The organism is Sphingomonas sp. IC-56 (assembly GCF_021043375.1).
Classification (GTDB): Bacteria; Pseudomonadota; Alphaproteobacteria; order Sphingomonadales; family Sphingomonadaceae; genus Sphingomonas.
In genome coordinates, this window is record NZ_JAJNDV010000006.1 from 207,591 (window position 1) to 221,355 (window position 13,765).

Here is a 13,765-nt window from a genome sequence, read left to right on the forward strand (position 1 = left end):
GATCGCGCGCCATTGCCAGCGGCTGTTAGGCCTGAAGTGAACCATTTGCGGTGGTGCGGGTGAGGACCGCCGGTGCGGCCCCCACGTTTCGCGTGTCAGTTGCGCGGGTATCGCACCGTGCTGCGGAGGCTCGCGATCACCTGCCGTGCGTCAAATGTCGATCGTTCGCTGGGCTTCGCGCCCTTGCTCATGAAAATCTCGGCCGTCGCCTCGTAGCGGCTCACAGTGCTGATATCGATCCTGTCCGCCCAGAACGGATCGCCATACCAAGGATTCCAACTGCGCCAGGCCCCACCGCCGTAATAGCGCCATGACGGGCGCCACCAGCCATACGGGCCAGCAAAGGTGGGGTCGGCGTTGACCCGCGTCTGCACATCCCGGTCGGTCGCACGATTAACGATCGTGAAGCTGTCAAATCCCTCCTGAAGCGTGAGCTCGGCCGCACGATAGAGCAGGTAATTCTCGACCGTCTGTCGCGACGTCAATGTATTGCCTGTGAACGTGACGCGGAACCGGTCGGGAGAAAGCTGCTGATCCGAATAGCCGCCGCTTGCGCGACTGGCGCCACTACCAAGCGGCTGATAGGGCGTCGGCGTGGCGCAGCTCGTCAGTGCAAATAGCACCACTATAATGGCGGCCTGGCCCATTTGCCTTTTACAAGTGCTCGTCATCGACTTGCTCCTTCTCATTATCAGTGGCTCATCAGAAGGCTGCATGGGCTATCCTTCGTGAGACTGGCCGTGACACCGCCGAGAACGCGCTCGCGCAAACGCGACTTTCCGTAAGCACCCATCACAATGTACGAAGCGGCTGTTTCGATCGCGGCTCGTCGCAGGGCGTCGGCGACGGCCTCTTGGTCGATCAAATGCTCACGAACCTCGGCCTTTATGTCATGATAGCCTAGATACTCCGCTGCATCGATCGCACTTCGCTGCCCGCGATGTTCGATCACCTCGACGATCGTGACGCTCGACGCGAACCGGATCAGCGGCACGGCCGCGCGCAGCGCACGGGCTGCCTCGGGCGAGCCGTTCCAGGCGACCATTACATCGCCCCGGGTATCGAAAGGCCGACCATGCGGAAGAATGGCCAGGATCGGCGTGTCGGATTGCATGGCGAGCCGGGCCGGTGCCGGTGTCGATCCCGACGTTTCGGGTTCGTTCACCAAGCTCACGATCGACAGATCGATCAGGTTCAGCCTCTTGAGCGGCGCGCCGCTGGGAACACGGGCCTCATTGATCCAGGTCCAACGCGCCCCTTCCCTCGACAAGCGCGCCTCGATCTGCTGCTGAAACGCCTCCTCCTGCGCGCGTACATCGCGAAGCAGGTCGAGCATCGGATAAACGCCTCCGAACGAGTCGGCGAAGACATATTCGTCGGCGGAGGTGAGTTGCAGGCAATGGACGTGACTGTCGCAGGTTGTCGCAATTCTCAACGCCGCTTCAAGGCGCTGCAACGTCCAGGCATCTTCATTTGCATAGAGCAGAATTGATCGCATTTTCGCCAGCTCCCAGTGCGACAAGCCAGTTGAATGCGCCCGCTCCTTGCGCGTTTGTATACGGAACCGCCCTGAGTACGCCTGGAACATTGGTGGCCTGGCCGTCGACGACGGAGACGAGGACGCAGCCTACTTCGCTGCGGCACCAGCGATCTTCGTAGATTGTGCGAGCGCCGGCGAATGCGGACGACTTTTGTTGCTTGCCCCAGATCCAAGCCTCTGCGGATGGCGGAAGCGGGACGTCCGCGGCGATTGCCGAGCCGACCTCGCGCTACCCCCCGCTCTGGCCACCTCCCTGTCGCGCGATCCAGCGCTGTGCCAGGATCGTGCCGATCAGCGTGATCGCCGCGCCCGCAACGCAAGCCAGAATGCTGTACGCATCGAGCGGCGTCAGCCCCAGGATCTCGCGCAGGGGCGCATAGGCCATCGCGACGAGGTGCAGGAACAGCGCGCCGCCGACACCCACCAGAAGCCATCGATTTCGCGCGAACGATCGCAGCCAGGTAGAACCGACTTTGCGAGACACGGCAAGGACGAAGGCGTTCTCGAACAGGACCAGCGCCAGCAGCACGCTGCTCCTTGCCTCATCGATCGCCTTCCCGCGCCCCAACTCCCAACCGAACAGGCCGGTTGCGAAAAGCGCCATTGCCAGTGCGGGAACCGCCATCAGTATCAATGCCGACCGGTTGATCAGCTGCCTGTCGGTCGCGCTCGGGGGGCGATCGAGTTCGGCGCCAGAACCGCGCCCCATCGCAAGGGTCACGGCTTGCGGTGTCTCGGTAATGATGTTGCCCCACAGCAGTTGCACGGCGGTCAGCGGCGCAGGAAGGCCGATGGCGATAGTGACGGTGAACAGCGCGATCTCTGCCAGGCCAGTGGCAAGCATGAAGATCGTGATCTTGCGCAGGTTGCCGAACGTGACGCGGCCTTCCTCGATGCGCGCGACGATCGAGGCGAAATTGTCGTCGACCAGGATCAGGTCGGCGGCCCCGCGGGCGACATCGGTGCCCCCTTTTCCCATCGCGATGCCGATGTTGGCGGCATGGAGCGCGGGCCCATCGTTCACCCCGTCGCCGGTGACGGCGACAAAATGGCCCATCGCGCGGAACGCCTCGACGATCCGCAGCTTCTGCAGCGGATCGGTACGGGCAAAGACAGTGGCACGGTCAATCGCCGGGACAAGCGCGTTCTGGCGTTCCACCTCGGCGATCTGCGCGCCGGTCAGCACCTGGTCGCTGCTCTCTGCAAGGCCGAGTTGCCGCGCGATGGTGAGTGCGGTCGCCGGGTGATCCCCGGTGATCATGCACACCCGAACCCCGGCGGCGTGGCACGCGGCCACCGCCGGCGCGGCCTCCGGGCGCAGGGGGTCGATCAGTCCGACACATCCCAGCGGAGTCAGGCCCAGCGGGCGTGCCAGATCGATTTCCCCCGGCGACGAGACACGGCGATGGGCCACCGCCAGCACGCGATAGCCATCCGCCGCCAGCGCGTCGGCGGCCCGAACGAGTGTACCGGTCGGCGCATCGCACATTGCCGCAACCGTCTCGACCGCGCCCTTGACGATGAGAACGAACTCGTCCTCGCCCCGCACCAGAACGCTGGCGAAGCAGTTGACGGATTCATAGGGGAACTGAGCGACGCGCTCGGGCGCGGCATCGACGCCATGCTTTCTGCCAAAGTGCAACAAGGCGACGTCGACGCTGTCCCCCACGGCTTCGTCATCGGACGCCCAGTTCGCTTCGTTGCAAGCCACCGCCGCTTGGGCGAGCATGGTGAGCCGTGTGTCGACTGGTGACCAGGACTCTTCGCGCAGACGCTCGCCGGAAGGCGTCAGAATCGCCTCGACCGAGAGCTGGTTAATCGTCAGCGTACCGGTCTTGTCGGTGGCAATGACCGTGCAGGCTCCCAGCCCCTCGACCGCCGGCAGGTTGCGCACCAGCACCTGGCGGGCGGCCATTCGCCTCGTGGCGACGGCCAGCCCGACGGTAACGGCGACCGGCAGACCTTCCGGTATCGCCGATACGGCAAGGGCGGCTGCCATCAACAAGATCTCGGCCGGCGCCGTTCCGCGAAGCAAAAGGATCAAAGCAAGTGCAGCCACGAGCAGCGCCATGCCGAGCGCAATCTGTTTCGATAGCCTGGCAAGATAGAGGATAAGCGGCGCTGGCGCCGCGGGCGCGTGGCGCACGGCGCTGTTGATCCTGCCAAGCTCCGTCCACTTTCCGGTGGCGACCACGACGCCGCTCGCCCGGCCCGAAAGAAACGTCGAGCCGGCGTAGACCATGGTCTGCCGGTCGGCGATTGCGGCGTCCTCAGGGACCCGGGCATGCACGTCCTTGGCGACCGGCATCGCCTCCCCGGTGAGCAGCGACTCGTCCACTTCTGCGTCCATGGCCGACAACAGCCTGAGATCGGCGGGAACGCCCGACCCGGACTCGAGCAGCACCACGTCGCCGGGCACCAGTTCCTCGGCGTCGATATCCGCGACAAGGCCGGCGCGCTCCACCCGGGCGACACGCTTCACCAACTGCTGCAGCCCTTCCGCGCTCGCCGCGGCCTTCCCCTCCTGAACCGCCCCAACCACGGCATTGAGCACGAGGACGACGGCGATGAACAGCGCATCGGTTCGCTCCCCCATCCACAGCGATATCCCTGCCGCGACCAGCAGCAAATAGATCATCGGGTTCTGGAACTGACGGATGAGCAAGGTCAGCCAGCTGGGGGGCGCCCCCTGCGGTAACGCATTGCGTCCCCAGCGTTCGCGCCGCTCGGCGACTTGATTCGCGTTCAGACCATGATCGCTCGCTTCAAGCCGAGCCAGGCATTCCGACGGTGAAAGAACGTGCCACGGCAGCTGGTGGGGGTTCGCCGGATCAGGCCTCACGAAGATAACATCATGGCGAGTGGATCGCTCCGCTTGTTTACCGGCAAGCCCTTCTACGGGGCCCGAGCCACGTGGGGAGTTGCGTGTCCGGACCCGACAACCCTCGCAGGTTTCGCTCCGCGAAGGCCGGACGATCGTGTTCAGGCTCCTTGCCGCAGATTAACCGTCGCCACGGCCGCTGGCATCCGTACGCATACCGAGCATCACTCCATTGCGCGGAGCAGTTCAGCGATCTTTACGCTCGCCACGGTGACATAGCTGTCCGCCACACCATGGGGCAGGATCAGCCAACCGTCGTGAACAAGCGCGCCGCAGCTATAGACGACATTGGGAACATATCCGTCGCGCATGCCTTCGGCCGGCATGACGATGGGATTGCGGGTCCGCGCGAGGAGTTTCGTCGGATCGGCCTTGTCCAGCAGGCAAGCGCCCAGGCAATAGCTGCGGATGGCGCCCACCCCATGCGTGATGACCAGCCATCCCTCCTCGAGTTCGATCGGGGGGCCGCAGGTGCCCAATTGCACGAACTCCCAGGGCCAGCGCGGGCGGATGATCACCTCGCCCGAGTCCCAGCGGTTGAGATCATTGGAAGTCAGCAGCCAGATATTTTCGTGATCTTGGCGCCCCAGCATGGCGTAATAACCGCCGATCCGCCGTGGAAAGAGCGCCATCCCCTTGCCGCCCGCGTATCGCCCCTGCAGCGCGATCAGATCGAATGTTCGGAAGTCGGTGGTCCGCAGGAGTTCCTCCCGCACCCGCTCGCGCCCGACACCGGTATAGGTGCCCAAATAGGTAATCGCGCCGTCGTCCTCGGTGAACCGCGTCAGCCTGAGATCCTCCAGGCCGTTGCGGTGACGCTCCGCCACCGGAAACAGCACCAGGCTCGAAAGATCGCGGTCTTTACCGAAATCCAGCCGGACCGCTGCGTCGCCTTCGCCTCCACCGGGTGTCCAGGTCGCCTTGCCCGAGATGAGCCGGGGTGCCGGCGCCCCGAACGCCACGCTGCCGCCGGCATGGACCGTCCCCACCCGGAAGACGATCGACGACACGTGCCCCTCCCCTACCGCGCGTAGCGAAAGCAGGACACGCAAATCCCCTTCCGCTACCCCCGCCTGATCGTGGTGCGCCACGATACTGGGGTTGAACAGCGCCGCCGCCTCGACCGCATATTCTTCCAGAAGATAGCTTCCGATCAGCTTGATCTGATCATCGGTCAGGGTATCCGCACCGCCACGCGGCGCAATCGCCTCATGGTAACGCCTGGAAAGCAGCATCGCACAATCGTCATGCCGGTGGTCGAGCCGCTTCATGATCGCGGCAAGCCGACGACTGGTCGTTTCCGCGTCCAGTGCGCAGATTCTGGCCACCAGCCCGCCGATGCGGGATCGGGGCGCGTTCTCGGTCGGAAACGGATTATCCGCCGGCGTGAACGGACGCAGCACGACGCGCGAAGGATCGCCGCGGAAGATCAACTCCGTACGCAGTGCTAGGTTCGCACTTCCCAGCAGTGGATAGCCATCGTCACCGGACATCGGGTCATGGATCCCTTAGTTCGCCGTCCGAAAAGGCGGCGTCACGGCCGCAGCACGATGCGTCCGTTCACCTGGCCGCGCCGCAGCCGGTCGAACACGTCGTTCACCGACTCCAGCGGCTCCACCGAAATGGTTGTGCGGATCTTTCCCTCGGCGGCGAACGCCAGCGCCTCGGCCAGATCCCGGCGCGTGCCGACGATCGACCCCCGGACGGAGATGCGCTTGAGCACGACATCGAAAATAGGCGTCGGGAAGTGCCCTGGCGGCAGGCCCACCAGGGCAACCGTTCCGCGCCGCCGCGCGCACGCGATCGCTTGGGAAAAGGCCATTGGGGAAACCGCTGTCACGAGCACGCCATGAGCGCCGCCCCCGGTCGCCGCGATCACCTGCGCCACAGCATCACCGCTCGATCCGTCGACGGCCACATCGGCGCCGAGCGACCGGGCAAGCTCCAGCTTTGCGTCGGCGACGTCGATCGCCACGACGTGCAGACCCATGGCCTTGGCGTACTGGAGCGCTACGTGGCCCAGCCCGCCAACTCCGGAAACAACGACCCATTCTCCCGGCTTCGCCTCGGTTTCCTTAAGGCCCTTGTAGGTGGTGACGCCGGCGCATAGAATCGGGGCGAGCGCGTCGAAATCCGGTTTGGGCGGAAGAAGTCCGACGTACTTCGCGCTGCCCACCGCATATTCCGCAAAGGTGCCGTTTACGGAATAACCGCTGTTGTGCTGCCTCTCGCACAGCGTTTCCCATCCGGTCTGGCAATATTCGCAGCGCCCGCAAGCATCATAGAGCCACGGAATGCCGACGGCATCGCCCTCCTTGATCCCGGCGACCCGCGAACCGAGCGCGGCGACATAGCCGACGCCCTCATGCCCGGGGATCAAGGGCATCACCGGCTTGACCGGCCAGTCGCCATCGACGGCATGGAGATCTGTATGGCAGACGCCAGTTGCCTCGATCTTGACCAACACATCGTCCGGCCCAGGTGTGGGGATGGCACACTCCTGAATCTGCAACGGCGTTCCGAAACTCCGTGCGACAGCTGCTTTCATCAAATTCATTGGCTTAACTCTCCTTCCAGCAGGGGCTTGGTCGGTTGGCCAGACGAGGCGTGTGATCCGGCAGCATCAAGCAAGCGCGGGTCGACATCTCTCCCTCAGACGCCGACCGTGGCAGTCACCACATCCCGGTATGCGCCGAATTGGGGCGCGGCCTGGGGCGGCACCCGGCCGTACATACGACTGGCCGATGGCGTGCTGGTTCCTGTCCCGGCGACGCTGGTCAGCATCCTGGCGCGCCGGGCATCGGAATAGATCTGGCAGGCGACAGGTTCGAGCTCGCCGGTGCGCTTCATCGCCCAGTCGGCGACTACGGGCGCGTTCTGACCCACGTCGGATACGACCGCGTAGGCGACAGCGGGGTTACAATGGACCTCAGACACGTCAACGCTCGAAGTTCCGAGATCCGCATCCATTGCGTTCAACAGGAGCGATGCGGCGCCGGCATCGAGGAGCGCGGTGTCAATTGCCCCGGTTGCGGAGCCCGAGACCCCACACGGCCCGGCACCGGGGAGGCTGGTCTCCAGCTCACCCGTAGTGATCGGCTGCGAAGCTGCATGTCCGGAACATGGGACACCGATGAAGTAAAGAACACACCGGCTGCACATCACAAAGTCCCGCCTAACAAAACTGAGGCCACGACGATCATGCGCGGTTCAATTTCGCTTTAAATGTCGGTTGTTTGATATAGATGAAACAATCCGTAGACGTACCTAGGGGTACTTCTCTGTCATTCATCGCCATAGCGCCTAATCTAAAAATGCAGATATAGAATTGATGGGCATGCCTTGCTGGCAGGCGCGTGCCTCACCGCGACGGTACGAACACTCCACGTCGCCTACTCACAGCCAACTTCGAACAATCTGTCGCCAAGCGACGAATGTCGGCATTCGACATCCGAACCTCGCCAGACGCCTGCCACCGGACTGCAGAAGCTGCGTCAGTTTATCTACCTATGCCGTAGATTGCGAGGCGGGCTTAGTGTCGCGGATGGCGGCCGGCGCCGCAGAAGGCGATTGCTGTCGTCGATGCGGCGCCACGCCAGACACGCGAGTGGAGAACGAACGTGCTCGACATGCCCGAACCTCCTCCCCTGGTTCAGGTCGAAGGGGTACGCGAACAAGCGCCACGTCGCCAGACCGCCTCGGCTCAGCAAAGCGGAGGCGCAACGCCGAGTGGCACCGCCGGCGGCGACACAAGGCGAAGTCTGCCTGAAGGAGGCCCATCGTCAGCGAGCGATGCGCAACTGTCGGGGCCCTCCACATCCGCGAACCAGCGGGATGTCACCACCATCTACGACAAGGGTGGATTGACCGTTCACTGGAGCTTCCAGGGAGGCCTCAACCTTGTCAGCGAAGAGGACCTGTTCTGGAACTTCGCATCGGTCTACGCGCCGACCGCCGGCTTCAATTCCGATGAGACCTGGCTGGAAGCCTATGCAAAGCCGGGCGTTTCCTTCGATCAGCGCTTCGAGAGCGGTCGTGTTCTTTATGGACGGCTCTCCGGGGTGGCGTCGCGCACCTTTGGCACCGACGCGTTCGACGCGCGCGACGAGGGCGCTGTCACACTGGACGAAGGTTATCTCGGCCTTCGCACCACCGATCGTCCCGCCAATTACGACTTCTCAGCCGGTCCACGTGAGTTGAAGCTTGGCACCGGCATGCTCATCGCGAACGGCGGCGTCAGCGGCTTCGAGCGCGGCGCGCTGAAGTTCGGACCGCGCAAGGCCTGGGAGCAGGCGGTGATCGGGCGCATGACTACTGGGGAGGCGACGTTCACGGGCTACTTCGTCCAGCCCAGGGAATTACGCTCCAACGATGGCGACAATCAGCTGGCCGGCTTCGATATGAGGTACGACGCCAAGTCGGGGGATTATCTCGGTTTCACGTACATCAACGTCCTGCGTTCCCACTCTCCCTACGCTCGCGCCGCCGCCGGGGGTCTAGGACCACCGACGATCATTCCGGACGGCCGCGACAAGACGAACGTGGTCAACCTGTATTTTCGCGCCAGCGCCAGCGAAGGCCCGCTCCGCAATCTGTTTGCGACCGGAGACCTTGCCTATGAATGGAACAACCCCGTCGACCTGTCGGCGTGGGGCGCCCGCGCCCAGATCGGTTACCTAATCTCGGAAACGGGGTGGCGGCCTTCGCTTACCTCCACATTCAAGATCTTCTCCGGCGACGACCCGACCACGGCGCGGCTCGAGCGGTTTGACCCGCTTTACTACGAAGGATCGCCGGGGGCGTGGGCGACGGGCTCGAAGTCGTCGATGGTCTTCATCAACTCGAACCTTCAGGCCATGGAGTTGGCGCTCGCCGTGCAGCCGTCCAGGAAGGACGCGTTCACCCTGCGCTATGCGCATATCCGGGCGGACAAGCTCGCCAGTCCGATACAGTTCGGACAGGCAACGCGCCTGATTTCGACGCCCAGCGGGTTCAACTTGATCGCCGGGGTGACGAAGCATCATCTCTCCGATGATCTGTTCCTCGAATACAATCACATCTTCAGCCAGCATGTTTTTTTAACCGCGGGGGTCAGCGCTTCTTTCCCCGGTGCCGGAATCAAGGCGTCATTTCCTGGGAAGGCGCCCACATGGACAGGAGCATTCGTCAATGTCGTGGTCAATTATTAGGGCATCGCGTCCGATCGCAGCCTCCACCTTCGCGTTGATGCTGGGCACCACCGTGGCCGCCCACCAGCAGGAGACCCCCTCGACGGTTGGCGCCCTGCAGAAGAATCCGCTGTCTGCGGAAGCCTCCGATCCGAGGGTGATGGGCTGGATGCAGGGGTTCCCGCCTCCCAGGGACAAGCGCATCATGCAGCCGGAGTCGGATTATTTCAGCTTTCCCAAGCTGCGCTGGTCAGTCTGTCACATCCGCCAGCTGCTGCCGACGATCCAGATCAGCCGGGGCCTGGAGCCAGCGGTTCCCCTTCGATATCTGTCGGCGCCAGAGCTGGAGCGGACCGCCCGCGAGATCGATGCGCTCACCTTTACTCCCCTGAACTCCAGCCAGACGATGACCTGGAAACAGTCGCTTTCCGCGAATTACACCGACGGCATGCTGATCATCCACAAGGGGCGGGTGGTATATGAACATTACTCCGGCTGCCTTGATCAGGCCGGGAAGCACGCCGCCATGTCGATGACGAAGTCGCTGACCGGATTGCTGGCGGAAATCATGGTTGCAGAGGGCAAGCTGGATCCCAGCGCACCCGTCACCCGCTATGTTCCCGAAGTGGCGAACAGCGCCTTTGGCACGGCAACCGTCCGGGAAGTGATGGATATGACAACCGGGCTCGACTATTCGGAGGATTACAGCGACCCCAATGCCGGCGTGTGGAAATATTCCACCGCGGCCAGCCCATTGCCAAAGCCTACCGGGTACACGGGGCCGGTCGGCTATTATGAGTTCCTGGAGCAGATCCAGGCGCAAGGGCGCAACGGCGACGCCTTTCACTACAGGACACCGAATGCCGACATGGTGGGATGGCTTGTGTCGCGGGTCAGTAACAAGTCGATCCCCGAGCTGGCCTCCGAGCGGCTGTGGCGGCCAATGGGCGCCGAGCAGGACGCCTATATGACGGTGGATTCTCTCGGAACGGCATTTGCCGGCGGGGGGCTTAGCGCGAGCTTGCGCGACGTGGGCCGGATTGGGCTGCTGGTCCTCAACGAGGGCGTGATAAACGGGAAGCGGCTCTTCCCAGCCAAGGCAGTGCAGCAGCTTCGCGCTGGGGGTGATCCGAAGAAGTTCGGAACCGAATATCAGGCGCTGATCGGCGGCAGCTATACCGGCTTGTGGTGGATCTATCCGGGCGCCAACCGAGTGGTGGCCGCGCGCGGTGTCTATGGTCAGACCATCTATGTGGACTGGGGCTCGGACATGGTCCTCGTGCGGTTCGCTTCGATGCCCAACGCGGCGAACTCCCTCAACGATCCGACCTCCCTGCCGGCATATCGCGCGGTGTCGGCTTACTTAAAATCGAAGTGATCGCCACCTTACATAAAGATGATAGGTAAGTTGCCGTATTGGCGAAGACGACAAGAACCCTGATGTTCTTCCGCACGCAAGACGGGAGAAGAATATGCGTATGTTCGCCCCTGCCGCACTAGTCGCGATAACCTTCACCACCGCGCCGTTGATGGCGCAGAACCCTTCCGGGTCGCCGCCTGGTGGACCGGGTAGGCCGGGCGGCACTCAGGCAAGTCCGCCGCGTCCAGGACTCGGTCGCCCGCCCAGCCCTAATGTGAACCGGCCGCCCCAGGCGCGCCCACCGGCGCGGCCGCCAAACGCTGGCGTGGGCCGCCCACCCAGCGGGACGGGCTGGAGGCGGCCCACCTCGACGCGGCCGCCTCCCCCGCCACCGCCAAGCTGGTCCAGGAACTGGAACCAATGGCACCGCTGGAACTATAATCGACCGCCACCCGGTCAATCATGGTATTATGCCGATCAATTTTATCGTGATGGCCGCTATTATCGGCCCCGCCGCCTTGGACGGGGTGATCGCATCTATCGCGGATCTAACGGGCGCTATTATTGCCGGCGCAGCGACGGGACGACGGGGCTGATCGTCGGCAGCCTCACCGGAAGCTTGATCGGCGGGCTGCTGGCGAACGGCGGTTCGGACACCTTGGGCGCGCTGATCGGCCTTGGGGCAGGCGCTGCGCTAGGTCGCGCGATCGACAAAGGTCAGGTGGTCTGCCGCTGAGCGCCGGCTGTTGGTGGAGCTCGGCGAGCAATCGCCGGGCTCACTTGCGACAGCGCCTGTGCCGGTCCCACGCGAAGCGGTTCAAGCCGACATCGTTCGTTTGCACTTCCGTGTTGACGAGCAGTTCCTCCGCTGCACCTCGGAGGAACTCAGAGCTATGCGACGAACGATCACTGCAGGCCCTCCGACTGCTCTCGGAATGAAGGCAGACTTCTAATGCCGAAACCAGTACTGCCTTTCCTCCGGCGCCGAGGATCACATCGTCCGGCCACCACATAAGGCAAGTGAGCCACGGCTTGCGGAAGTCGCGGGGCGCTGTGAACAAAAGACTGCTTTCCGCCTCATCTCGTGATCGTGCCCCCGCCCACAACGCGAATGGCGACGTCGTCCTTGTGGTCCGCTGCCGTCACATCCGGACAAGTTGTTGCGATTCCCGTGCGTTGTCGCTCAGGCTCATCCTCGGACGTACGTTCAGCTTTCAGTTCAGCGTAACTGTGTCCACGCCGATCTCGACCCCCCTCCGCGTCGGGAGCCTCAATTGCCTTCGGCATCGACCGTGAACACCACCGGCTTGCCGCGCGACATCGGCTCCCAGCCGGCCGATAAAGCGGCACGCACGCACCTTGAAATCGTCGCGTCGTCGAGTTGGAGACGACCGTGCGGCAACCCCTTCAATAGCCGCTTGGGCGGCGGAAATTCAAGCAACGCTTCGCGCTTGGCATCCCGCTGGAGAAGGGAAACCGTCATTCCCTTCCAACCCTCGTCATCCGACAGATGCGGTTCGCGCTGGAGGTGCCAGTCGTAAGTGACGCCATCGACATTGACGGCGCCTGCACTGGGTCGGGAGTTTGACATATGGATAACTCTAGCAGGCCAACACTGCCAAGGCACAGGGTTCGGGGTCGCCGGCCCATGCACAGCTTGCCTCAGGTCAGGTTACTGACGAGGTTAGGCTCTAGCTCAGACTGGCAGACTTTCGGGACAGAGCGCGTCCATGCTGACCGACAACCGGGCATTCGCGATGGCGCCCCCTAGTAGCAGTCGCTGCTTCAGACGCCGCTTAGCGGCTAGGAGGCCGGCTCTCCTCAGCTAAGTAGCCGAGACGCTAAAGACGCAGTTGCGGACGTTCAGCACAGCTGAGCTGCTCACCGATCCCCGATACCCGTTCATCTGAATTATCGACTACTGAGGAGATCTGGAGCCTGCGCTCGAACAGCTTGGATCGCCCCCCTGCTCCGCCGCAGTGTTTGCTGACAGCCGCGCAAAGCTGTTCTTTGCCGACGTCCGACCTTCATCGCACCCGTTGGCTATTCATCGGGGAGTATCGGGCGCCTACTGGCGGACCAACGCGACATTGCCGACACCCGTTTGGGAGACGACCGCAAAGCCATTGCTTCCGCGCTGATCAATCGCGGCGAGATTATCACGACCAGATTGCAAGATCGCAGCCTGGTTCAGCAGGCCGGTCTGCAGCGTTTCAGCGCGATTGTTCTGCCCAGCCTGAATGATGGCCGAGGCGAGTTGCGAGCCATCCTGAACCTGGCGCGCAGCGTTCCTGGTGCCGAACTGCATTGCGCGGACGAAGTTGGCAGTGCCGCTCTGGACCTGCTCGGCGACGTTGTCGGCCACGCCATAAACGCCCGTGAAGCCGCCCAGGTTCAGCTGAGAACCGAACAGCGCCAGTTCAATCGGCGCACCGCTGTCGGATGCGGCAGCAGGAACCTGCGCCATCTGGACGACCTGTGCGACATTGCTCAAATTGTCGATGCGGTGGCTGACATAGCCCGATGCAAGCGCAATGTGATCAACCTGAAGCGAGACCGTGTCGGCGAACGCACTGACCAGTCCGAAGCTGTTGTAGCGGGTAGCGACCTGGCCGACATCGAGCGAGATCGAAGCGCGAGGCAGATCGAGCCTCGTGGAGAATGCCGCGCCGACCGGCGTGATCTGCTCCATCACAACGTCCTCGCCACTAGCCATCGCGCTGCCGGGGACAGACGCGGTGATCAGCGCCGAAGCCGTGAGGTAAAGCGCGCGTAGGCCAGCAGTCTTCATGTCCCGTTCTTCCCATTGCGACCAA

At 63.3% G+C, this 13,765-nt stretch carries 11 protein-coding genes; 3 read left to right on the top strand and 8 right to left on the bottom strand.

Annotated elements, in window-relative coordinates; genetic code table 11:
- Nucleotides 1–95: 95 nt before the first annotated feature.
- The 6 genes from LQ953_RS10385 to LQ953_RS10410 form a co-directional block, all read right to left on the bottom strand.
- Complete coding sequence (locus tag LQ953_RS10385; RefSeq protein ID WP_231030749.1) at nt 96–647, bottom strand: CC0125/CC1285 family lipoprotein; 552 nt, start codon at nt 645–647, stop codon at nt 96–98.
- A gap of 44 nt (nt 648–691) precedes the next feature.
- Nucleotides 692–1,498 (bottom strand): universal stress protein, encoded by an 807-nt coding sequence (locus tag LQ953_RS10390; RefSeq protein WP_231030752.1) that lies wholly within the window; start codon nt 1,496–1,498, stop codon nt 692–694.
- Nucleotides 1,499–1,769: 271 nt separating this feature from the next.
- A complete protein-coding gene (locus LQ953_RS10395; RefSeq protein ID WP_330999406.1) occupies nt 1,770–4,382 on the bottom strand; it encodes a cation-translocating P-type ATPase in 2,613 nt (870 codons plus the stop codon).
- A 203-nt stretch (nt 4,383–4,585) separates the two neighbouring features.
- On the bottom strand, nt 4,586–5,854 hold the full coding sequence (locus LQ953_RS10400) for a glycoside hydrolase family 130 protein (protein WP_231030756.1): 1,269 nt from the start codon (nt 5,852–5,854) through the stop codon (nt 4,586–4,588).
- Between the two features lie 101 nt (nt 5,855–5,955).
- Nucleotides 5,956–6,969 carry an alcohol dehydrogenase AdhP gene (adhP, locus tag LQ953_RS10405; RefSeq protein WP_443026566.1) on the bottom strand — a complete coding sequence of 338 codons (1,014 nt, stop codon included), beginning with the start codon at nt 6,967–6,969 and terminating at the stop codon, nt 5,956–5,958.
- A gap of 104 nt (nt 6,970–7,073) precedes the next feature.
- Nucleotides 7,074–7,391: a spore coat protein U domain-containing protein gene (locus LQ953_RS10410; RefSeq protein ID WP_231030858.1), complete on the bottom strand. Its 318-nt coding sequence runs from the start codon at nt 7,389–7,391 to the stop codon at nt 7,074–7,076.
- A gap of 659 nt (nt 7,392–8,050) precedes the next feature.
- Here LQ953_RS10410 and LQ953_RS10415 point away from each other — a divergent pair.
- The 3 genes from LQ953_RS10415 to LQ953_RS10425 all read left to right on the top strand — a co-directional run bounded on the left by LQ953_RS10415 (nt 8,051) and on the right by LQ953_RS10425 (nt 11,685).
- Nucleotides 8,051–9,610 carry an alginate export family protein gene (locus LQ953_RS10415; protein WP_330999412.1) on the top strand — a complete coding sequence of 520 codons (1,560 nt, stop codon included), beginning with the start codon at nt 8,051–8,053 and terminating at the stop codon, nt 9,608–9,610.
- Nucleotides 9,611–9,647: 37 nt separating this feature from the next.
- Complete coding sequence (locus LQ953_RS10420; RefSeq protein ID WP_231030762.1) at nt 9,648–10,967, top strand: serine hydrolase domain-containing protein; 1,320 nt, start codon at nt 9,648–9,650, stop codon at nt 10,965–10,967.
- Nucleotides 10,968–11,274: 307 nt separating this feature from the next.
- The gene (locus LQ953_RS10425) at nt 11,275–11,685 is read left to right on the top strand and encodes a hypothetical protein (protein WP_330999408.1); all 411 of its coding nucleotides are present in this window, start codon (nt 11,275–11,277) and stop codon (nt 11,683–11,685) included.
- Between the two features lie 534 nt (nt 11,686–12,219).
- Here the strand turns inward: LQ953_RS10425 and LQ953_RS10430 are convergent.
- Entirely contained in the window at nt 12,220–12,540 is a 321-nt protein-coding gene (locus tag LQ953_RS10430; protein ID WP_231030766.1) for a hypothetical protein, read from the bottom strand.
- Nucleotides 12,541–13,017: 477 nt separating this feature from the next.
- The gene (locus LQ953_RS10435) at nt 13,018–13,740 is read right to left on the bottom strand and encodes a hypothetical protein (RefSeq protein ID WP_231030767.1); all 723 of its coding nucleotides are present in this window, start codon (nt 13,738–13,740) and stop codon (nt 13,018–13,020) included.
- Nucleotides 13,741–13,765: the final 25 nt, after the last annotated feature.